This window comes from Pseudoxanthomonas sp. PXM01 (assembly GCF_014851815.1).
In the GTDB taxonomy this organism is placed as follows: domain Bacteria; phylum Pseudomonadota; class Gammaproteobacteria; order Xanthomonadales; family Xanthomonadaceae; genus Pseudoxanthomonas_A.
The window spans coordinates 528066-550359 of the sequence record NZ_JACVAJ010000002.1; the positions used below are offsets into that span (position 1 = coordinate 528066).

18 protein-coding genes and 5 tRNA genes are annotated in these 22294 nt (G+C 65.4%); all 23 read right to left on the bottom strand.

Going from position 1 to position 22294, the window contains the following annotated elements:
- Positions 1-80 precede the first annotated feature (80 nt).
- The 23 genes from rpsG to IB230_RS12010 all read right to left on the bottom strand — a co-directional run bounded on the left by rpsG (position 81) and on the right by IB230_RS12010 (position 22272).
- The gene (rpsG, locus tag IB230_RS11900) at positions 81-548 is read right to left on the bottom strand and encodes a 30S ribosomal protein S7 (RefSeq protein WP_055945227.1); all 468 of its coding nucleotides are present in this window, start codon (positions 546-548) and stop codon (positions 81-83) included.
- Between the two features lie 12 nt (positions 549-560).
- On the bottom strand, positions 561-935 hold the full coding sequence (gene rpsL, locus IB230_RS11905) for a 30S ribosomal protein S12 (RefSeq protein ID WP_055945224.1): 375 nt from the start codon (positions 933-935) through the stop codon (positions 561-563).
- Positions 936-1169: 234 nt separating this feature from the next.
- The gene (rpoC, locus tag IB230_RS11910) at positions 1170-5402 is read right to left on the bottom strand and encodes a DNA-directed RNA polymerase subunit beta' (RefSeq protein WP_192272449.1); all 4233 of its coding nucleotides are present in this window, start codon (positions 5400-5402) and stop codon (positions 1170-1172) included.
- Positions 5403-5494: 92 nt separating this feature from the next.
- Positions 5495-9646: a DNA-directed RNA polymerase subunit beta gene (gene rpoB, locus IB230_RS11915; protein ID WP_192272451.1), complete on the bottom strand. Its 4152-nt coding sequence runs from the start codon at positions 9644-9646 to the stop codon at positions 5495-5497.
- Between the two features lie 237 nt (positions 9647-9883).
- Positions 9884-10255, bottom strand: coding sequence for a 50S ribosomal protein L7/L12 (gene rplL / locus IB230_RS11920; protein ID WP_162338033.1), 372 nt, complete (start codon positions 10253-10255; stop codon positions 9884-9886).
- 60 nt (positions 10256-10315) lie between these two features.
- A complete protein-coding gene (rplJ, locus tag IB230_RS11925; protein WP_192273911.1) occupies positions 10316-10852 on the bottom strand; it encodes a 50S ribosomal protein L10 in 537 nt (178 codons plus the stop codon).
- A gap of 372 nt (positions 10853-11224) precedes the next feature.
- Positions 11225-11923 carry a 50S ribosomal protein L1 gene (gene rplA, locus IB230_RS11930; protein WP_055945206.1) on the bottom strand — a complete coding sequence of 233 codons (699 nt, stop codon included), beginning with the start codon at positions 11921-11923 and terminating at the stop codon, positions 11225-11227.
- A 3-nt stretch (positions 11924-11926) separates the two neighbouring features.
- Positions 11927-12355 (bottom strand): 50S ribosomal protein L11, encoded by a 429-nt coding sequence (rplK, locus tag IB230_RS11935; RefSeq protein ID WP_055945202.1) that lies wholly within the window; start codon positions 12353-12355, stop codon positions 11927-11929.
- Positions 12356-12555: 200 nt separating this feature from the next.
- Complete coding sequence (nusG, locus tag IB230_RS11940; RefSeq protein WP_192272453.1) at positions 12556-13113, bottom strand: transcription termination/antitermination protein NusG; 558 nt, start codon at positions 13111-13113, stop codon at positions 12556-12558.
- Between the two features lie 13 nt (positions 13114-13126).
- A complete protein-coding gene (gene secE, locus IB230_RS11945; RefSeq protein WP_192272455.1) occupies positions 13127-13516 on the bottom strand; it encodes a preprotein translocase subunit SecE in 390 nt (129 codons plus the stop codon).
- Between the two features lie 61 nt (positions 13517-13577).
- A tRNA-Trp gene (locus IB230_RS11950) sits at positions 13578-13653 on the bottom strand.
- Between the two features lie 99 nt (positions 13654-13752).
- Positions 13753-14943 carry an elongation factor Tu gene (tuf, locus tag IB230_RS11955; RefSeq protein ID WP_192272457.1) on the bottom strand — a complete coding sequence of 397 codons (1191 nt, stop codon included), beginning with the start codon at positions 14941-14943 and terminating at the stop codon, positions 13753-13755.
- Positions 14944-14979: 36 nt separating this feature from the next.
- A tRNA-Thr gene (locus tag IB230_RS11960) sits at positions 14980-15055 on the bottom strand.
- A gap of 52 nt (positions 15056-15107) precedes the next feature.
- Positions 15108-15181: transfer RNA gene (locus IB230_RS11965), tRNA-Gly, on the bottom strand.
- Positions 15182-15219: 38 nt separating this feature from the next.
- A tRNA-Tyr gene (locus tag IB230_RS11970) sits at positions 15220-15305 on the bottom strand.
- 109 nt (positions 15306-15414) lie between these two features.
- Positions 15415-16506 carry a redox-regulated ATPase YchF gene (gene ychF / locus IB230_RS11975; RefSeq protein ID WP_192272458.1) on the bottom strand — a complete coding sequence of 364 codons (1092 nt, stop codon included), beginning with the start codon at positions 16504-16506 and terminating at the stop codon, positions 15415-15417.
- Between the two features lie 81 nt (positions 16507-16587).
- A complete protein-coding gene (gene pth, locus IB230_RS11980) occupies positions 16588-17169 on the bottom strand; it encodes an aminoacyl-tRNA hydrolase (RefSeq protein WP_192272461.1) in 582 nt (193 codons plus the stop codon).
- A 51-nt stretch (positions 17170-17220) separates the two neighbouring features.
- Positions 17221-17874 (bottom strand): 50S ribosomal protein L25/general stress protein Ctc, encoded by a 654-nt coding sequence (locus IB230_RS11985; protein WP_192272463.1) that lies wholly within the window; start codon positions 17872-17874, stop codon positions 17221-17223.
- A gap of 112 nt (positions 17875-17986) precedes the next feature.
- Positions 17987-18946, bottom strand: coding sequence for a ribose-phosphate diphosphokinase (locus tag IB230_RS11990; RefSeq protein WP_055940747.1), 960 nt, complete (start codon positions 18944-18946; stop codon positions 17987-17989).
- A 32-nt stretch (positions 18947-18978) separates the two neighbouring features.
- Positions 18979-19054 (bottom strand) — tRNA-Gln (locus IB230_RS11995).
- Entirely contained in the window at positions 19053-19943 is an 891-nt protein-coding gene (gene ispE / locus IB230_RS12000) for a 4-(cytidine 5'-diphospho)-2-C-methyl-D-erythritol kinase (RefSeq protein ID WP_192272465.1), read from the bottom strand. Before ispE ends, IB230_RS11995 begins: the two co-directional genes overlap by 2 nt.
- Positions 19940-20590 (bottom strand): lipoprotein insertase outer membrane protein LolB, encoded by a 651-nt coding sequence (lolB, locus tag IB230_RS12005; RefSeq protein WP_192272467.1) that lies wholly within the window; start codon positions 20588-20590, stop codon positions 19940-19942. Before lolB ends, ispE begins: the two co-directional genes overlap by 4 nt.
- The gene (locus IB230_RS12010; protein ID WP_192272469.1) at positions 20587-22272 is read right to left on the bottom strand and encodes a tetratricopeptide repeat protein; all 1686 of its coding nucleotides are present in this window, start codon (positions 22270-22272) and stop codon (positions 20587-20589) included. Before IB230_RS12010 ends, lolB begins: the two co-directional genes overlap by 4 nt.
- Positions 22273-22294 lie beyond the last annotated feature (22 nt).

Sequence of the window (22294 nt, forward strand, 5' to 3'; positions counted from 1 at the left end):
CGGTGCGGAGCGCGGAATACGCGCCCCAGGTGGCACCTAGATGGTGCCGATGACCCTTGCTTGCAAGGGTCCGGAGGCCGTTACCAGCGGTAGTGCGCGAACGCCTTGTTCGCTTCCGCCATGCGGTGGGTCTCTTCACGCTTCTTGATGGCGCCGCCACGGTTCTCGGAGGCGTCCAGCAGTTCGGCAGCCAGCTTGCGCGGCATGGTGTTCTCGCCACGCTTGCGCGCGGACTCGATCAGCCAGCGCATCGCCAGCGCCATGCGGCGCGACGAACGCACTTCGACCGGCACCTGGTAGGTGGCACCGCCGACGCGGCGCGACTTCACTTCGACGGCCGGGGACACGTTGTCCAGCGCCTTCTCGACCAGCTCGAGGGCGTTGGGGTTCTTTTCGCCGATGACGTCCATGGCGCCGTAGACGATCTTCTCGGCGACCGACTTCTTGCCGCTCAGCATCACCATGTTGATGAAGCGGGCAATCGTCTGGCTGCCGTGCTTGGGGTCCGGCAGGATTTCACGTTGGGGGGCAGAGCCTTTGCGCGACATGATTCTTTTTCCTTAAGCCTTGGGACGCTTGGCGCCGTACTTGGAACGGCCCTGGCGACGCTTGGCGACGCCCGAGGCGTCGAGCGAGCCGCGCACGGTGTGGTAGCGCACGCCCGGCAGGTCCTTCACACGGCCGCCGCGCACGAGCACCACGGAGTGCTCCTGCAGGTTGTGGCCTTCACCGCCGATGTAGCTGATGATTTCTTCCTGGTTGGTCAGGCGCACCTTGGCGACCTTGCGAAGCGCCGAGTTCGGCTTCTTCGGGGTGGTCGTATAGACACGGGTGCACACGCCGCGACGCTGCGGGCAGTTGTCCAGCGCGGGCGACTGGCTCTTGTACGTGGGGGCCTGCCGCGGCTTGCGGACCAGCTGATTGACGGTTGCCATAGTGGATTCTTCGTGTGAAGGCCGGAGCCTTGTTTGACATGAAAACGAAGGCAGGCCGTATGACGGCCCACCTAGACGGAAAAGTATAGCCGGCAACCCGCCCGACCGTCAACGCGACGGAGGTGGGTGCCTGCCAACTGACTGCGATCCCGCCCTTCCTGGGCCGAAAACGAGGCGCGTCCTGCGCCTCTTTTCGTGGTCTGGGACGGCCCGAGGGCCGTCAGGTAGTACGGTTTAGCTGGCGCTGGACTCCTCGCCGGCTTCGTCGGTGGCCACGGCCGCAGCCGCCGGGGCGGACTCGGTGCTGCCGCCCGACAGGGCATTCACTTCCGCCTCGGTCAGGCCGGAAGCATTGCGGCGGCGCTGGTTGTGGTACGCCAGGCCGGTGCCGGCCGGGATGAGCCGGCCGACGATGACGTTTTCCTTCAGGCCGCGCAGCGTGTCGCGGGTGCCGCGGACGGCCGCTTCGGTCAGCACGCGGGTGGTCTCCTGGAACGACGCCGCCGAGATGAACGACTCGGTCGCCAACGAGGCCTTGGTGATGCCCAGCAGGACCGGATCGTACTTCGCGGGCAGCTCGTTGCGGGCCAGCAGCTTGGCGTTTTCTTCGATGAAACGCTGCTTCTCGACCTGCTCGCCGGCCAGGAACTTGCTGTTGCCGGCGTCGGTGATTTCCACCTTGCGCAGCATCTGGCGGGTGATGACCTCGATGTGCTTGTCGTTGATCTTCACGCCCTGCAGGCGGTAGACGTCCTGGATTTCCTTGACCAGATACGCCGCCAGCGGCTCGACACCCAGCAGACGCAGGATGTCCTGCGGGCTCGGCTCGCCGTCCACGATGGTTTCGCCCTTGGCCACGTGCTCGCCTTCGAACACGATGATCTGGCGGAACTTCGGGATCAGTTCCTCGTGCTCCGAACCATCGGTGTCCTTGATGATCAGGCGCTGCTTGCCCTTGGTGTCCTTGCCGAAGCTGATGACGCCGGAGCGCTCGGCCAGGATCGCCGGGTCCTTCGGCTTGCGGGCTTCGAACAGGTCGGCGACGCGCGGCAGACCACCGGTGATGTCGCGGGTCTTCGACGCTTCCTGCGGCACCTTGGTGACCACGTCACCCACGCCGACGGGCGCGCCGTCCTGCAGATTGACGATCGAGCGCGGCGGCAGCAGGTACTGCGCCGGCAGGTCGGTACCGGGGATGCTGAGGTCCTTGCCGTCCTTGTCCACGATGCGGACGATCGGACGCAGGTCCTTGCCCTGCGAACCGCGACGCTTCGGATCGGTGATCTCGCGCGAGGCCAGGCCGGTCAGGTCGTCGGTCTTCTCGATGACGGTAACGCCGTCCACGAAGTCCACGAAGCGCACGAAACCGGCCACTTCCGACACGATCGGGTGGTTATGCGGATCCCAGTTGGCCACGGCCTGGCCGGCGGTGATCTGGTCGCCGTCCTTGACGTTGATGGTGGCGCCGTAGGGCAGCTTGTAGCGCTCGCGCTCGCGACCATGGCCGTCGAGTACCGACAGTTCGCCCGAACGCGAGACCGCGACCAAGCTGCCGTTCGCGTGCTCGACGAACTTCAGGTTGTTGAACTTGATCGAGCCGGTCGTCTTGACGGTGATGTTGTCCACGGCAGCGGCACGCGATGCGGCACCACCGATGTGGAACGTACGCATGGTCAGCTGGGTGCCGGGCTCGCCGATCGACTGCGCGGCGATGACGCCGACCGCTTCACCGATGTTGACGATGTGGCCACGGGCCAGGTCACGGCCGTAGCAGTGCGCGCAGACGCCGAAGTTGGATTCGCAGGTGATGGTGGAACGCACCTTCAGGGCCTGCACGCCCGCATCTTCCAGCTTCTGCACCCACGCTTCGTCGAGCAGCGTGTTGCGGGTGACGATCGGATCCTCGTCGTTGCCCGGCAGGAACACGTCCTCGGCCACGATACGTCCCAGCACGCGGTCGCGCAGCGGCTCGACCACGTCGCCACCTTCCACGATCGGGGTCATGGTGAGGCCTTCGGTGCCGCCACAGTCGACCTCGGTGATCACCACGTCCTGCGCCACGTCGACCAGGCGACGGGTCAGGTAACCGGAGTTCGCCGTCTTCAACGCGGTATCGGCCAGACCCTTACGGGCACCGTGCGTGGAGTTGAAGTACTCCTGCACGTTCAGGCCTTCGCGGAAGTTCGCCTTGATGGGCGTCTCGATGATCGAGCCGTCGGGACGGGCCATCAGGCCGCGCATGCCGGCCAGCTGGCGGATCTGCGCCTGGCTACCACGGGCGCCGGAGTCGGCCATGATGTACAGCGAGTTCATCGACTTCTCGTTGATGGTCTCGCCCTTGGCGTTCTGCACCTTGTCGGTACCGATGGTGTCCATCATCGCCTTGGCGATGCGCTCGTTGGTGCGCGACCAGATGTCGACCACCTTGTTGTAGCGCTCGCCGGCGGTGACCAGACCGCTTTGGTACTGCTCCTGGATTTCCAGCACTTCCTGTTCGGCTTCGCCCAGGATGCCCTTCTTCTCGGACGGGATCAGCATGTCGTCGATGCCGATGGAGACGCCGGCGCGCGTGGCGTACGCGAAGCCGGTGTACATCAGCTTGTCGGCGAACACGACCGTGTCCTTCAGGCCCAGCATGCGGTAGCTGGAGTTGATCAGGCGGCTGATGGCCTTCTTGTTCAACTCGGTATTGACCAGCGCGAACGGCAGGCCTTCCGGCAGGATCTCGGCGAGCAGCGCACGACCGATCGTGGTCTCCACGATGCTGGTCTGCTGGCTGCGGCCACCTTCCTCGTCGATCACAGTGCCACTGATGCGGACCTTGACCTTCGCGTGCAGCTCGACGGCGCGGTTGTCATAGGCGCGCTTGACCTCGGCGATGTTGGCGAAGGCCATGCCCTCGCCCTTCTTGTTCTCCAGAGCGCGGGTCATGTAATACAGACCCAGCACGACGTCCTGCGACGGCACGATGATCGGCTCGCCGTTGGCCGGCGACAGGATGTTGTTGGAGGACATCATCAGCGCGCGCGCTTCAAGCTGGGCTTCCAGCGAGAGCGGCACGTGGACGGCCATCTGGTCACCGTCGAAGTCGGCGTTGAACGCGGTGCAGACCAGCGGGTGCAGCTGGATGGCCTTGCCTTCGATCAGCACGGGCTCGAACGCCTGGATGCCCAGGCGGTGCAGCGTCGGCGCGCGGTTCAGCAGCACCGGGTGCTCGCGGATGACCTCTTCCAGGATGTCCCAGACGTCGGCTTCTTCGCGCTCGACCAGCTTCTTGGCGGCCTTGATGGTGGTGGCCAAGCCGCGACGCTGCAGCTTGGCGAACACGAACGGCTTGAACAGCTCCAGCGCCATCTTCTTGGGCAGGCCGCACTCGTGCAGGCGCAGCGTCGGACCGACCACGATGACCGAACGGCCGGAGTAGTCGACGCGCTTGCCCAGCAGGTTCTGGCGGAAGCGGCCCTGCTTGCCCTTGATCATGTCGGCCAGCGACTTCAGCGGGCGCTTGTTGGTGCCGGTGATGGCGCGGCCGCGGCGGCCGTTGTCCATCAGGGCGTCAACCGACTCCTGCAACATGCGCTTTTCGTTGCGCACGATGATGTCCGGAGCATTGAGCTCCAGCAGGCGGCGCAGGCGGTTGTTGCGGTTGATGACGCGGCGGTACAGGTCATTCAGGTCGGAGGTCGCGAAGCGGCCGCCGTCCAGCGGGACCAGCGGACGCAGGTCCGGCGGCAGCACCGGCAGCACGGTCATGACCATCCATTCCGGACGGTTGCCCGACTCCAGGAACGCTTCCATCAGCTTGATGCGCTTGGTGAGGCGCTTGAGCTTGGTTTCCGAACCGGTGCTGGCGATGTCCTCGCGCAGGTTCACCATCTCGGCCTGCAGGTCGATCGTGCGCAGCAGGTCGTAGACGGCCTCGGCGCCCATGGCGGCGTCGAAGTCGTCGCCGTGTTCCTGGCGCGCCTGCATGAACTGCTCTTCGGTCAGCAGCTGGCGGCGTTCGAGCGAGGTCAGGCCCGGCTCGGTGACGACATAGGCTTCGAAATACAGCACGCGCTCGATGTCGCGCAGGGTCATGTCCAGCATCAGGCCGATGCGCGACGGCAGCGACTTGAGGAACCAGATGTGCGCGACCGGGCTGGCCAGGTCGATGTGGCCCATGCGCTCGCGGCGCACCTTGGCCAGCGTCACTTCCGTGCCGCACTTCTCGCAGACGACGCCGCGGTGCTTCATGCGCTTGTACTTGCCGCACAGGCACTCGTAGTCCTTGATCGGGCCGAAGATGGCCGAGCAGAACAGGCCGTCGCGTTCCGGCTTGAACGTACGGTAGTTGATGGTTTCCGGCTTCTTCACTTCGCCGAAGGACCACGAACGGATCAGGTCCGGCGAGGCCAGCGCGATCTTGATCGCGTCGAAGTCCAGCGTCTGGCGCTGCTGGTTGAAGAGGTTGAGCAGGTCTTTCATGGTGTTTCTCCGTCAGGAGGAATCTTTGTCGATGGCGGGTTGACCGGGGTCGATCGGCGCAGCGGCAGGTCAGTGCCGCCGCGCCACATCGATCAGTCTTCCAGTTCCATGTTGATGGCAAGCGAGCGGATTTCCTTCACCAGCACGTTGAAGGATTCCGGCATGCCCGCGACCATCTCGTGGGCGCCGTCGACGATGTTCTTGTACATCTGGTTGCGGCCCTGCACGTCGTCCGACTTGACCGTCAGCATTTCCTGCAGGGTGTGCGCCGCGCCGTAGGCTTCCAGCGCCCAGACTTCCATTTCACCGAAGCGCTGGCCGCCGAACTGCGCCTTGCCGCCCAGCGGCTGCTGGGTGACGAGCGAGTACGGACCGGTGGAGCGCGCGTGCATCTTGTCGTCGACCAGGTGGTTCAGCTTCAGCATGTGCATGTAGCCGACCGTGGTGTGGCGATCGAACGCCTCGCCGGTGCGGCCGTCGAACAGCTGCGTCTGGCCGCTGATCGGCAGGTCCGCGAGCTCGAGCATGTGCTTGATCTCGGTTTCCGCCGCGCCGTCGAACACCGGGGTGGCCATCGGCACGCCGTCGGTCAGGTTCTTGGCCAGCGCGATCAGTTCCGCATCGCTGAACTGGTCCAGGTCCACGCGGTCCTCGCCCAGCTTCTGGTCGTGGTTGTAGATCTGGGTCAGGAACTTGCGCAGGTCGGCCACCTTGGCCTGGGCTTCCAGCATCTCCTGGATCTTGCGACCCAGGCCCTTGGCGGCCCAGCCCAGGTGCACTTCCAGCACCTGACCGATGTTCATACGCGACGGCACGCCCAGCGGGTTCAGCACGATGTCCACGGTCTCGCCGGTGGCCATGTACGGCATGTCCTCGACGGGCACGATGGTCGACACGACACCCTTGTTGCCGTGGCGGCCGGCCATCTTGTCGCCCGGCTGGATGCGGCGCTTCACGGCCAGGTAGACCTTGACCATCTTCAGCACGCCCGGGGCGAGGTCGTCGCCGGCGGTGATCTTGCCGCGCTTGTCGGCGAAGCGACGCTCGAACTCCTTCTCGTGCGCCTGGATCTGCATCTGGGCGCGCTCGATGGCGTCGGACGCGTCATCGTCCTTCATGCGCAGGGTGAACCACTCGGACTTCTTCAGGCCGTCGAGGTAGGCGTCGGAGATCGCGTCGCCCTTCTTCAGCGTGCCCGGACCACCGTTGGCGACCTTGCCGACCAGCTGCGAACGCAGGCGGGCGTAGATGGCGCCTTCCAGGATGCGGAACTGGTCGTCGAAGTCCTTCTTGACGCGCTTGATCTCGTTTTCCTCGATCTGGCGCGCGCGCTTGTCCTTCTCGATGCCGTCGCGGGTGAAGACCTGCACGTCGATGACGGTGCCGTCCATGCCCGGCGGCACGCGCAGCGAGCTGTCCTTCACGTCCGAAGCCTTCTCGCCGAAGATCGCGCGCAGCAGCTTCTCTTCCGGGGTCAGCTGGCTCTCGCCCTTCGGCGTGACCTTGCCGACCATGATGTCGCCGGCGCGCACTTCGGCGCCGATGTACACCACGCCGCTCTCGTCGAGGCGGTTCAGCGCCTGCTCGGAGACGTTCGGGATGTCGGCGGAGATTTCCTCCGGCCCCAGTTTGGTGTCGCGCGCGACGCAGGTCAGCTCTTCGATGTGGATCGTGGTGTAGCGATCCTCTTCCACCACGCGCTCGGAGAGCAGGATGGAGTCTTCGAAGTTGTAGCCGTTCCACGGCATGAACGCGATCAGCATGTTCTGGCCCAGCGCCAGCTCGCCGATGTCGGTCGAGGGACCGTCGGCCAGCACGTCGCCGCGCGCGACCACGTCGCCCACGTTCACCAGCGGACGCTGGTTGATGCAGGTGTTCTGGTTGGAGCGCGTGTACTTGATCAGCGAGTAGATGTCGACGCCGGCATCGGTTTCGCCGGAGATCTCGACCTCGTTGACCTTCACCACGATGCGGCCGGCGTCGATCTGCTCGACCACGCCGCCACGACGGGCGTTCACGGTCACGCCCGAGTCGCGCGCCACGGCGCGCTCGATGCCGGTACCGACCAGCGGCTTCTGCGCACGCAGCGTCGGCACGGCCTGGCGCTGCATGTTGGCACCCATCAGTGCGCGGTTGGCGTCATCGTGCTCCAGGAACGGCACCAGCGCCGCCGCGACCGACACGGTCTGCATCGGCGAGACGTCCATGTAGTCCACTTCGCTCGGCGGTTTCAGGAGCGACTCGCCCTGGTAGCGGCACGGCACGAACTGCTCGGTCAGGCGGCTCTTGGCGTCATGCAGCGCGTTGGCCTGCGCGATGACGTACTCGTTCTCTTCGATCGCCGACAGGTACTCGATCTCGTCGGTGATCGTGCCGTCCACGACCTTGCGGTACGGCGTCTCGAGGAAGCCGTAGCTGTTGGTGCGCGCGTACACCGCCAGCGAGTTGATCAGGCCGATGTTCGGGCCTTCCGGCGTCTCGATGGTGCAGACGCGGCCGTAGTGGGTCGGATGCACGTCGCGGACTTCGAACCCGGCGCGCTCGCGGGTCAGGCCGCCCGGGCCGAGGGCCGAGACGCGACGCTTGTGCGTGACTTCCGACAGCGGGTTGTTCTGATCCATGAACTGCGACAGCTGCGAGGAGCCGAAGAACTCCTTGATCGCGGCGGCCACGGGCTTGGCGTTGATCAGTTCCTGCGGGGTCAGGCCCTCGGACTCGGCCATCGACAGGCGCTCCTTCACGGCGCGCTCGACGCGGACCAGGCCGACGCGGAACACGTTCTCGGCCATTTCGCCGACCGAACGCACGCGACGGTTGCCCAGGTGGTCGATGTCATCGACCGTGCCGCGGCCGTTGCGGATCTCGGTCAGGACCTTGATGACGTCCAGGATGTCCGAGGTCTCGCCCAGGCTGGCGACCAGGCGCTTGGCCTCTTCGTCATTGCGCGCGCCGAAGTACTTCTTGTCGTACAGGACGGCTTCGCCGGTGGTTTCCTTGCGGCCCACGCGGCGGTTGAACTTCATGCGGCCGACGTTCGACAGGTCGTAGCGCTCGAACGTGAAGAACAGGTTGTGGAACAGGTTCTGCGCGGCATCCTTGGTCGGCGGCTCGCCGGGACGCATCATGCGGTAGATCTCGACCAGCGCTTCCAGCTGGGTCTTGGTCGGGTCGATGCGCAGGGTGTTGGACAGGTACGGACCACGGTCCAGATCGTTGACCCACAACGTGCCCACGGCGTCCACGCCGGCCTTGCGGAACTTGGCCAGCTGGTCGTCGGTGATCTCGTCGTTGGCGGCGGCCAGCAGCTCGCCGGTATTCGCGTCGATCACGTCGTGCGACAGGATGCGGCCGACGAGGTACTCATCCGGCACGGCCAGCGCGGCGATGCCGGACTGTTCCAGCTGCTTCACGTGACGCGCGGTGATGCGCTTGCCGGCTTCCACGATGACCTTGTCGCCATCGGCCAGATCGAAGTTCAGCGTCTCGCCGCGCAGGCGCTCGGAGACCAGTTCCAGCTGCACGCCTTCCGGCAGGATGTGGAAGGTGTTGACGTCGAAGAACTCGTTGAGCATCTCCTCGTTGGAGTAGCCCAGCGCGCGCAGCAGGATCGAGACCGGCAGCTTGCGGCGACGGTCGATACGCGTGAACAGCGCGTCCTTCGGGTCGAACTCGAAGTCCAGCCAGGAGCCGCGGTAAGGAATGATGCGGGCGCTGTACAGCAGCTTGCCCGAGCTGTGCGTCTTGCCGCGGTCGTGATCGAAGAACACGCCCGGCGAACGGTGCAGCTGCGAGACGATGACGCGCTCGGTGCCGTTGACGATGAAGGTGCCGTTGTCGGTCATGAGCGGAATCTCGCCCAGATAGACCTCCTGCTCCTTCACGTACTTGATCGCCTTGGTGGACGACTCGCGATCGTAGATCACCAGGCGCACGGTGACGCGCAGCGGGGCGCCGTAGCTCAGGCCACGGTTGCGGCACTCGCGCTCGTCGAACACGGGCTCGCCGAGCTTGTAGCCGACGTATTCCAGCGCTGCGTTGCCGCTGTAGCTGGCGATCGGGAAGACCGACTTCAGCGCAGCGTGCAGGCCACGGTCTTCGCGCTTGGCGGGATCGGTGTGCTCCTGCAGGAACTCACGGTAGGAGTCGACCTGGATGGCCAGCAGGAACGGGACCTCGAGGATCGACCGCTGCTTGCCGAAATCCTTGCGGATGCGCTTCTTCTCGGTGAACGAATATGTCGTCATGTTGACTGTGCCTTTGGCAGCGTGGGGCGCGCGTCCGCGACCACACGGGGGACATTCTTTCGAACGGGGGAATTTTCAGTTGGAAGTCGCTGGTATTGCCGGCACCAGCACGCCTTCTGCCGCTACTTCCAACTACAAACTCGCGTTTACATCGCTACGTCTTGAAACGACCGAAGGCCAGGGGCTTTCGCCCCCGGCCTCGGCTTGTCGCCTAGGTGAACCGGCGACGGATACGACTTACTTGACTTCGACGCTCGCACCAGCGGCTTCGAGTTCCTTCTTGAACTTGTCGGCGTCTTCCTTCGACACGCCTTCCTTCAGCACGCCGCCGGCCTCGGTGAGGTCCTTGGCTTCCTTCAGGCCCAGGCCGGTGATGGCGCGGACAGCCTTGATGACGTCGACCTTCTTGGCACCGGCGTCCTTCAGGACGATGGTGAACTCGGTCTGCTCTTCGACCGGGGCGGCGGCAGCGGCCGGACCGGCAGCAGCGGCGACCGGGGCGGCGGCGGAAACGCCGAACTTCTCTTCGATGGCCTTGACCAGCTCCATCACTTCCATCAGGGTCTTGCCGGCAATGGCGTCGACGATCTGTTCGTTGGAAAGGGACATTGTGTTTACCTTTGGAAATTATCTGGGATTAGGGTTCGTAGAACCGTAAAGACGTCGAACTCAGGCTTCAGCCGGGGCTTCCGCAGCGGCTTCCGCCGGTGCATCGCCACCACCCTGCTGATCGGCCACGGCCTTGACGGCGCGGGCGAACATCGTGGCGGGCTCGGCCAGCACGCGGGCCAGCATGGCCAGCGCCTGATCACGGGTCGGCAGCGATGCCAGGACTTCCACATGGCTGGCCGGATACAGCTGGCCACCCACGGAGACGACCTTCGGCTGCAGCTTGTCGTTACCCTTGGCGAATTCCTTGATCAGGCGACCGGCAGCGCCGGGCTCCTCGGTCGAAAACGCATACAGCAGCGGGCCGACGAGCTTGTCCTGGACAACCTCGAATTCGGTACCGGCGATGGCACGCACGGCCAGGGTGTTCTTGACAACTTTCAAGAACACGCCGGTCTCGCGAGCCTTCTTGCGCATCGCGGTCATCTGGGTGACCGTGGTGCCTGCGTATTCGGCAGCGACCAGGGAGTGCGCCTTGGAGGCGACGTCTGCCAGTTCGGCGACTACTTCTTGCTTCTGGGACAGATTGAGAGCCATACACTCCTCACTAATTGACTCCGCTTGCGGCTCCTGCCGCTCGCGGTCCTGGACGGCGTCCATCCTGGATGCCGGGGACTTGCGGTCCCGTCGGTGGCCTGTCTGACTGGCCGGCCTTGCGGCCAGCACCAGAAAACTTCCAGAAGGCGGCACCATCTGCGCAGGCGCACTCCCTGACGGGAATGGATTAAGCGATCCCGCTAGCCACGACGGCGATTCCCTGCCAACACGAGCCTCCGTGCCCGTCGTCGTTGCGCGCTGACCGCACCTGCGGTCTTTGACGGCTGTCGCTTGCACCGGGACCCCGGCCTGGGCGACTGCCCTCAAAATTCGTTGCGCCCTGCCCCGCGTCGCGGGACAGGGGTGATGCGATTACTTCAGGGACAGCGAGGACTGGTCCACGGTCACGCCGGGGCCCATGGTCGAGCTGACCGAGATCTTCTGCAGGTACTGACCCTTCGAGGTGGCCGGCTTGGCCTTCACCAGGTCGATCAGCAGCGCCTGCAGGTTCGACTTCAGCGCTTCGTCCTCGAAGCTGGCCTTGCCGATGGTGCAGTGGATGATGCCGGCCTTGTCGGTGCGGTAACGCACCTGGCCCGACTTGGCGTTCTTGACCGCCTCGGCCGGGTTCGGCGACACGGTGCCGACCTTCGGGTTCGGCATCAGGCCGCGCGGGCCCAGCACCGTACCGAGCTTACCGACCACGCGCATCGCGTCCGGCGTGGCGATGACCACGTCGTAGTTGATGTCGCCGGCCAGCATCTTCTCGGCCAGGTCGTCCATGCCGACGGCTTCGGCGCCAGCGGCGGCGGCTTCGTCAGCCTTCGCGCCGGCCGGGGCGAACACCGCCACGCGGACCGACTTGCCGGTACCGGCGGGCAGCACGGTCGAACCGCGCACCTGCTGGTCGGACTTCTTGGCGTCCACGCCCAGGCGAACGGCGACGTCCACGGACTCGACGAACTTGGACTTGACCGCGGTCTTGATGATCTTCAGGGCCTCGTCAATGGCGTACGCCTTGCCGGGGGTCACGGCGGCCAGGATGGCCTTCTGTCGCTTGTTCTGTGCCATCTCTTAACCCTCTACCGTCAGGCCCATGGAGCGGGCCGAACCCGCGATCGTGCGCACCGCTGCGTCCAGGTCGGCCGCGGTCAGGTCGGGTTCCTTCGCCTTGGCGATGTCCTCGAGCTGCTTGCGGGTGACCTTGCCCACCTTCTCGGTGTTCGGGCGCTTGGAGCCGGACGTGATGCCGACGGCCTTCTTCAGCAGGATCGACGCCGGCGGCGTCTTCGTGATGAAGGTGAAGGTACGGTCGGAATAGGCCGTGATGACCACCGGAATCGGCAGGCCCGGCTCCAGCTTCTGCGTGGCGGCGTTGAACGCCTTGCAGAATTCCATGATGTTCAGGCCGCGCTGACCCAGCGCAGGACCGACCGGCGGCGAGGGGTTGGCCTGACCGGCCTTCACCTGTAGCTTGATGTAACCGACAACTTTCTTTGCCATGTGAGTACTCTCCGGGTGCTAGCGCCTGGGTAACAGGCTCCCCATCGGACCGGGAAAATCACGCGTCCCGGCATCGCGTTTTCTTGAACGCACCAATGGCCGCCCGAAGGCGGCCATGGCTCCTGCCCGGCATCGCCGTCAGGGAGCCGCGCAGTATATCAGGGTTTTACGGCTCCGGCCGAACCTGCCGGGCCGCCGGATCAGGCCTTCTCGACCTGGCCAAACTCCAGCTCCACCGGGGTGGAACGGCCGAAGATCAGCACTGCAACGCGCAGGCGGCTCTTCTCGTAATTGACTTCCTCGACCACGCCATTGAAGTCGTTGAACGGGCCGTCGGTGACGCGCACCATCTCGCCCGGCTCGAACAACACCTTGGGCCGGGGCTTCTCGACGCCTTCCTGGACGCGATCGAGGATGGCAGCAGCCTCTTCGTCGCGGATCGGCAGCGGACGGTCCGCGGTGCCACCAATGAAGCCGAGTACCTTGGAGGTGTCCTTCACCAGGTGCCAGCTCTCGTTGTCCATGCGCGGGATACCCGCCTCATCATGGGTTTCGATCTGGACAAGCACGTAGCCCGGGAAAAACTTGCGCTCGGAACGGCGCTTCTGGCCGGAGCGCATTTCCACGACCTCTTCGGTCGGGACCAGGACATCGCCGAACTTTTCCTGCATGTCGTCGCGGACGATGCGGTCGCGGAGGGCCTGGGCCACCGACTTCTCGAAGCCCGAGTAGGCATGGACGACATACCAACGCTTCACTGCGGCACTCTCCTCAACGGCCAAAATTCAGGAACAGCTCGATCGCCTTCTGGATGCCGAAATCGAAGGCAGCCAAGATCAGGCTGAGGATAATGACCACAATGACGACCACCCAGGTCGTGCGGGTCGCTTCCTCACGGGTCGGCCACACCACCTTGCGCAGCTCGAAGCGGGATTCGGACAGAAACTCGCGCGTATCGCGACCCTTGCCGGTCTGCAGGAACACCAGCGCACCCAGCACCAGGCCAGCCACCACCGCCAGTGCACGCACGGGCGTGGTCCACTGGCCATTGAACCACCACCATGCGACCAGCCCGGCCACGACCAGCGCAAGCGCCAGGACGTACTTGGCGATGTCGGCTGCAGGCGTGCCGGCTTTGGATTGTTCGACCTTGCTGTTCAAGTCAATTGTCGCTCTTTGCTTTTGGGGAGCACCGGGGACCCGGGCTCCGCGAGGAAGGAAGTGGCACGCCAGGAGGGACTCGAACCCCCAACCTGCGGTTTTGGAGACCGCTGCTCTGCCAATTGAGCTACTGGCGTATCGATTTGCTACAACCTTCCCTTAGACGGCGAAGGCGGACCGAGGTTCCGGTCCGCCCTTGTCGCTGTCCGGCGAGTCCTCGCCGGGACCGCAGGGGCTTACTTGATGATCTTGGCCACCACGCCGGCGCCGACCGTACGGCCGCCTTCGCGGATCGCGAAGCGCAGGCCTTCGTCCATCGCCACCGGGTTGATCAGGGTGACCACCATCTTGATGTTGTCGCCCGGCATCACCATTTCCACGCCTTCCGGCAGGGTCACGGCGCCCGTGATGTCGGTCGTGCGGAAGTAGAACTGCGGACGGTAGCCCTTGAAGAACGGGGTGTGACGGCCGCCTTCGTCCTTGCTCAGCACGTAGACTTCGGCTTCGAACTCGGTGTGCGGGGTGATCGAACCCGGCTTGGCCAGCACCTGGCCACGCTCCACGTCGTCACGCTTGGTGCCGCGCAGCAGCAGACCGGCGTTGTCGCCCGCCTGGCCCTGGTCCAGCAGCTTGCGGAACATTTCCACGCCCGTGACCGTGGTCTTCTGGGTCGGACGGATACCGACGATTTCGATTTCCTCGCCCACCTTGATCACGCCGCGCTCGATACGACCGGTCACCACGGTGCCGCGGCCCGAGATCGAGAACAAGTCTTCCACCGGCATCAGGAACGGCTTGTCGACGTCGCGTTCCGGGGTCGGGATCCAGGTGTCCAGCGCATCGACCAGCTTCAGGATCGCCGGCACGCCGATTTCGCTCTGGTCGCCTTCCAGCGCCAGACGGGCCGAGCCCGAGATGATCGGGGTGTCGTCGCCCGGGAACTCGTACTTGCTCAGCAGCTCACGGACTTCCATTTCCACCAGCTCGAGCAGCTCGGCGTCGTCCACCATGTCGGCCTTGTTCAGGAACACGACGATGTACGGCACGCCGACCTGGCGCGAGAGCAGGATGTGCTCGCGGGTCTGCGGCATCGGGCCGTCAGCGGCCGAGCACACCAGGATCGCGCCGTCCATCTGGGCGGCACCGGTGATCATGTTCTTCACGTAGTCGGCGTGGCCGGGGCAATCCACGTGCGCGTAGTGGCGCGAGGCGGATTCGTATTCCACGTGGGCCGTGGAGATCGTGATGCCGCGCGCCTTCTCTTCCGGCGCCGCGTCGATCGCGTCATAGGCCTTGAACTCGCCACCGAAACGCTCCGCGCCGATCTTCGTCAGCGCCGCCGTCAGCGTCGTCTTGCCGTGGTCAACGTGACCAATCGTGCCCACGTTCACGTGGGGCTTGGTGCGTTCGAACTTACCCTTTGCCATGGCTGCTGGTTCTCGAGTGGATCAAATGGATGGAAGTGGTGCTCACGAAAGGAATCGAACCTTCGACCTCCTCCTTACCAAGGAGGTGCTCTACCGACTGAGCTACGTGAGCGTGAAACCGGTTGTGTTGCCTGGATTGCCGCTGGTCCTGCACGGGTGTTCAGTGGAGCGGGAGACGGGAATCGAACCCGCACTAGTAGCTTGGAAGGCTACAGTTCTACCATTGAACTACTCCCGCACCGGGAGACCACTACAACTCGAAACAACAACGAAAACTGGTGGAGGGAGGTGGATTCGAACCACCGAAGGCGTAAGCCAGCAGATTTACAGTCTGCCCCCGTTGGCCGCTTGGGTATCCCTCCGGGATCACCGGACTGACCCGGCCTGGAGGCCAAATCAAACCAGGGTGAAACAGCCCGAGATTTTGGCGTGTGCCGACACGTCTGTCAACGCGTCCGGGAGACTTTTTTCTCAGACATTGAACCGGAAATGCAGGACATCGCCTTCCTGCACACGATATTCCTTGCCTTCCAGCCGCAGGCGGCCGGCATCGCGGGCACCCGCCTCGCCCTTGTACTTGAGAAAGTCGTCGAACGCGATGGTCTCGGCGCGGATGAAGCCCTTCTCGAAATCCGTGTGGATGACCGCCGCTGCTTGGGGTGCGGTGGATCCGCCCCGGACCGTCCAGGCCCGCACTTCCTTCACGCCGGCGGTGAAGTAGGTCTGCAGGCCCAGCAGCGTATAGGCCGCCCGGATGACCCGGTTTAGGCCAGGCTCGTCCAGCCCGAGATCGGCCAGGAAGGCGTCCCGGTCGGCGTCGTCGAGCTGGGACAGCTCTTCCTCGATGGCAGCCGACACCGGCACCACCTGCGCGCCTTCGGTCGCGGCGCGGGCACGCACGGCGTCCAGGTGCGGATTATTTTCGAACCCGTCCTCCAGCACGTTGGCCACGTACATCACCGGCTTCAGCGTCAGCAGGAACAGGTCGCGGACCAGCGCCTTCTCCTCCTCGTCCAGCCCCAGCGCGCGGCCCGGCTTGCCGTCATTGAGACCGGCCTGCAGCTTCTGCAGCACGGGCTTGCGGGCGATGGCGTCCTTCTCGCCCTGCTTGGCCGAGCGTTCGGCACGATTCAGCGCCTTCTCGACGCTATCGAGGTCCGCCAGCGCCAGCTCGGTATCGATGGTGTCGATATCCGAGATCGGATCGATGCGGTTGTTGACGTGGATGACGTCGTCGTTCTCGAAGCAGCGCACCACATGGGTGATCGCATCCACCTCGCGGATGTGCGCCAGGAACTTGTTGCCCAGGCCTTCACCACTGGCCGCACCCGCCACCAGACCGGCGATGTCGACGAACTCGACCGCCGTCGGGATGACCTTCTGCGGCTTGACGATCTCGGCCAGCTGGTTGAGGCGCAGGTCCGGTACCGGCACCACGCCCACGTTGGGCTCGATGGTGCAGAACGGGAAGTTGGCCGCGGCGATGCCCGCCTTGGTCAGCGCGTTGAACAGGGTGGACTTGCCGACGTTCGGCAGACCCACGATGCCACATTTGATGCCCATGTCTACATCCCGGATTCGTTATTCGTGATTGGCGATTCGCAGCGGAGGCCCGCCCGCAAATCATCAATCACCAATGACCAATCATGCCTTCTGCGTGTGCAGTCGCGTCATCGCGTCCATGAAGTTGCCCGCCACCGCCAAGGGCAGCACATCCATCGCATCATCGATCGCGCGCGCGATCAGCACTTCATCGTCCTTGCCCGGCCTGCCAAGCACCCAACCCGTCACCCGGTCCTTGTGCCCGGGATGGCCGATGCCGATCCGCAGCCGGTGGAACTTGCCGTGTCCGAGATGCTGGATGGTGTCGCGCAGGCCGTTCTGGCCGCCATGGCCGCCATCGAACTTCAGGCGTGCGGCGCCCGGCGCAAGGTCCAGTTCGTCATGCGCGAGCAGCGCCTCTTCCGGCGCGATCTTCCAGAAGCGCAGCGCGGCCGCCACCGACTTGCCACTAAGATTCATGAAGGTGGCCGGCTTCAGCAGCCACACCGGCTGACCGGCAATCACGACCTTCGCGGTCTCGCCGAACAGCTTGCTGTCCAGCCCAAAACGCTCACCCTGCCGTTCCGCCAGGGCGTCGACAAAATGGAACCCGGCGTTGTGCCGGGTTCGGGCATGTTCGGCACCGGGATTGCCCAGTCCGACGATGAGGCGCAAGCCTGCCATGGGGACGCATCACGCGCCTGCGCCCGCCGGAGCGGGCGCAGGTTCACGCGATTACTTGTCGTCCTTCTTGGCGACCTTCGAAGCCGGCACGTCGGCCGACTCGGCCGGCGCTTCTTCGGCTTCTTCCTTGCCGTGCTTGGCGATCACGACGGCGACGTCGTGTTCCTTGCCCAGCTTCAGCTCGGGGATGGTCACGCCGGCCGGCAGCTTGACGTCGGACAGGTGGATCACCGCACCGATGGCCAGGTCGGCCAGGTCGATCTCGATGAATTCCGGCAGGTCCTTCGGCAGGCACTCGACGACGACTTCGTTCAGCTCATGGGTGACCACGACTTCGGCGGACTTGCCGGCCGGCGACTTGTCTTCGTTGAGGAAGTGCAGCGGCACCGCGGTGCGCAGCGTCTCGTTCTCGTTCACGCGCTGGAAGTCCAGGTGCATGATCTGCTGCTTGAACGGATGGCGCTGCATGTCACGCAGCAGCACCTTCTGGATGTCGCCGTTGAGGCTCAGGTCCAGGATCGACGAGTAGAACCAGTCGTGCTGGGAGGCCAGCCAGACTTCGTTGTGGTTCAGCTGGATGCTGACCGGCTTCAGTTCGCCACCGTAAACGATGGCAGGCACGGTGCCCGCGTGACGGAGGCGGCGGCTCGCACCCTTACCCTCGTCTTCGCGGCGCTCGACCTTGATTTCATGCGTCTTAGCCATTTTCTTCACTACCTAGTTGTTGGACCGCCCTTCGGCGATCTGATGAAAGGTTCACCCGCGACCAGATGAACCCGGAGAGCCGCCCGCCGATGGTCCGGCGCGCAGCGGAGACTCAATCCACGTACAACGAACTGACCGACTCGCCGAAGGCGATGCGGCGGATCGTTTCCGCCAGCAGTTCCGCCACCGACAGCTGGCGGATCTTGCTGCAGCCCTGCGCCTGCGGCGAGAGCGGGATCGTGTCGGTGACGACGAGTTCGTCGAGCACCGAGTTGTTCAGATTGTCCACCGCCGGGCCCGAGAGCACGGGATGGGTGCAGTACGCCGCCACCTTGTTGGCGCCGTGCTGTTTCAGCGCGGCGGCGGCAGCGCAAAGCGTACCGGCGGTGTCGACGATGTCGTCCACCAGCACGCAGTCCTTGCCTTCCACGTCGCCGATGATGTTCATCACCGTGGCGACGTTGGCGCGCGGGCGGCGCTTGTCGATGATCGCCAGATCGGCGTCATCCAGGCGCTTGGCCACCGCACGGGCGCGCACCACACCACCCACGTCCGGCGACACCACCAGCAGGTTCTCCGTGCCGTAGGCGCGCCAGATGTCGGCCAGCAGCAGCGGAGACGCATACACGTTGTCGACCGGGATATCGAAGAAACCCTGGATCTGGTCGGCATGCAGATCGACCGTCAGCACGCGATCCGCGCTGACGGCGCCGAACATCTTCGCCGCCACCTTCGCCGTGATCGGCACGCGCGAAGAGCGCATACGGCGATCCTGGCGGGCGTAGCCGAAGTACGGCACCACCGCGGTGACGCTGCTGGCCGAGGCGCGCTTCAGCGCGTCGATCAGGACCAGCAGCTCCACCAGGTTTTCGGCGCTCGGCGCGCAGGTCGGCTGCACGACGAACACTTCCTGTCGGCGCACGTTTTCCTGGATCTCAACCTGGACTTCGCCGTCGGAGAACCGGGACACCAGCGCCTTGCCGGGACGCACGCCCAGCTCGCGGCAGATGCTGTTCGCCAACGGCTTGTTGGCGTTGCCGGAGAACACGAGCAGGTTACGTTCGTCTTGCATGGGTCGTCTCGGCGGATGCAGCTGGACTGGATTGGCAGGGGCGGAAGGATTCGAACCTACGAATGCCGGGATCAAAACCCGGTGCCTTAACCACTTGGCGACGCCCCTAGGCGTACTTCTCCGTCCCGCGAACCTGCGCCAGCGCATCCAGCAGCGGCGAGCGCGCTGCGCCCTCCACCACCCAGGCATGAAGCCCGGCAGGCAGTGACGCCAGTGCGGCCTCGGCAGAGGTCCGATCAGCGAACTCGACAAAGCAGCCGCCGCCGGAACCCGTCAAACGTGGCGCACCGATCTGCGACAGGGCCTGGAAGGCTGCCTCGATGGCAGGCTCCTGGCGACGCACGACCGGCTCGAACGCGTTGCCGAGCAGTGATCCCGAAACGAAGTCCGATATTTTCGCGGGTGCAGCATCACGCGTCAAATCCGGCGACGCGAAAAGGGCTGCCGTCGGCACGTGGACACCCGGATCCACCAGCAGATACCAGGCTGGCGCGAGGGTAAGGGGCGCCAGAATATCACCCACACCTTCGGCCCACGCATTCTCACCACGGACGAAGACAGGCACGTCCGCACCTAGCTGCAGCCCCAGCGACGCCAGCCGATCTGTCGCCTGGCCGCAGCCCCAGATCTGGTCCAGGGCGAGCAGTACGGTCGCGGCATCCGACGATCCGCCGCCGAAACCGCCGCCGGCCGGGATGCGCTTTTCGACGCCGATGTCCACACCTTCAGCGACATTAGCTTCTTTTTTAAGCAGCCTGGCTGCACGAACGACCAGGTCCTCCGCCTCCAGGACGCCCGGGGCGGACTCCCCCACCCGTCGGATCTCGCCATCCGCCCGAACCCGCAGGTGGATCGTGTCCCCCCACGCCAACAGCCGGAACACGGTCTGCAACAGGTGGTAGCCGTCGGCACGACGCCCGACGATCTGCAGGACCAGGTTGAGCTTGGCCGGGGCTGGCCAGGCCGACCAGCCCTCCTCCGCCGGGAACGCGCTCACTGCGGCGCCAGTTGCCACTGATCGACGGCGACCTTGACGGTAGCACCCTGCCGACGCGCCTCCATACGACGCGGCATGACCGGCTGGGTACCCTCGGCCGGGAACCAGTCCAGATAGTCCACCCGCCATCCCTGCTGGGTCAGGCTCCGCACCCGGCCATCGGCGGCGTACTCCGTGCCCTCCACGGCGGCGGAGGGATCGGCGACACCGCGGGCCCAGTGCACCATCGAGGCGACCGGGATATCCCAGCCGGTGGCCTCGCGCAGCAGACGATCGGCATCGAGGCCTTCGCGCGATCCTCCCTCCAGGCCATCCAGGCGGGCCGCCCGGGTCTGCAGGTCGCCGCCGAGGCGCCAGCTCTGCCGGGTGACTGGCGCGCTCAGGGCCACCTGGTAAGCCGTGCCCGTCTGTTGCCAGTCGATACGGCCACTGCCGCCCTTCCCGTTCGCATTGACGGCCACCCGCCCGGCAAACGACCAGTCCGGCTGCGACGCCAGCCATGCCGCACGGGTGGCCTGCGCTGCCTGTGCCGCCGCCAGCGCCTCGGGATCGCTCAGCATCGGCGAATCCACGGCCGGGCCACGCGTGGCGCAGCCCGCCATCGACAGGGCTGCAAGCCCCGCCAGCAGGAAACCTAAAACCTTCATGCGCCTGTCTTCTCCAGCGCCCGCAGCAGCGAGCGATTGTCGGGGTCGAGCTTGCGAGCCTCGTCGAAATACCGGCGCGCCTCGTCCTTCTGTCCCATCACCCACAGCACTTCGGCCACGTGCGCGGCGATCTCGGGGTCCTTCTGCAGCGTGAAGGCACGCCGCAGTTCGACCAGTGCTTCCGCATTGCGGCCGAGCCGGTACAGCACCCAGCCGTAGCTGTCGATGATGGCCGCGTCGTCCGGCACCGCGGTGCGCGCGCGATCGATCAACTCCAGCGCCTCCTGGTAGCGCGTGGTGCGGTCGGCCAACGTGTAACCCAGTGCATTGAGCGCCGCCACATTGTCAGGCTCGATCACCAGGATGCGCCGGAAATCGGCCTCCGCATGGTCGATGCGGTCGCGTCGTTCCCACGCCAATCCACGCGAATACAGCAGCGCCAGGTCGTCCGGATAGGCGGCCAGCCCGCGCGCGAAAACTTCCAGCTCGCCCTCGTCCTGCTCGTCCTGCTGACGCAGTTCGGCCTCCATGAGATAGGCGTCGCGTCGCGTGCCATCCTCGACGCTGGCGTCGCCCTGCAGTGCGCGGGCTTCGGCGAAGGCTTCGTCCTTGCGACCGAGGTCGAACAACGCCTTCAGCGTACGGAGGCGGGCATCGGCGCGCTGGTCTCCCGCCGGAACGCTGCGGTACCACGCGAGCGCTTCCTCGCGCTTCTCCAGGAACTCCGCCATCTGGCCTAGCAGCAGGCGCCGGTCCGGGCTGTATTCCGTCGGCTGGTCCGTGCCGACCTTTTTCAGTTCCTCGTACAGCGCATTCAAGGCGGCCTTGTCGTCGGCCTTGGCCAGCAGTTGCGCACGCAATCCGTAGGTCAGCGTGTCCTGGGGGCCCTGCCCCATGGCGTGCGAGGCCGCGGCGGGATCGCCCAGCCGGTCGTACTCCTCGGCCAGCTTCAGCCGCAGTGCCGGATCGGTCGCCGCCTTGGGCAGCAGGCCATCCAGTACGACGCGCGCCTCCTGCTTGCGGTCGGCCTGCAGCAACTGGCTGGCCTGCAGCAGCGCAACCAACGGCTCGCCGGAGAATCGTTTCACGACATCGCCGACCATGCGCTCGGCCAGCGCAGGCTGCTCCAGTTGCTGGGCAAGGCCGGTGAATGCCAGCCACGGCTGCAGCTTGTTCGGAATGGCGCCGTCGTCCACCAGTTCGCGCAGCAATCGCGGCGCCAGCGCCGGATCCTTGCCCCCGCTTCCCAGCGCGGTCAGCGCGTAGCGCCAGCCCAGGTCATCGGCATCCTTCATCAAGGCGGACAGTTCCCGGCGTGCGACCCGCGCCTGACCCTGGCGCAGCGCCAACGTGGCCTCCGCGCCACGCAGGGCCAGCGTGCGCGGTCCCCGCGCCCGCCACAGCTTGATCGCCTCGGCCGCCCGGGCATCGTCCTTGGCCAGCAGCGCGATGCGGGTGGCGCGCTCGGCCAACCCGGCGTCGTCGCCCCGCTTCGCCGCGTCGAGATACCAGCGCGCGGCCTCCGGCAGCTGTCCTGCCTGCAGGGCGAATTCGCCTGCCATGACCGTGCCCAGCGCATCGTCGGGCTGGTCGGCGGGCGGAGCCGCTTTCGCCGCCATGGCGGACGGGACAGCGGCCGCGAGGACCAGCGCGGCAACCCAGCTGCGAATCATTTCGGGCATGAACGTCACGTCGGCCGTAAAA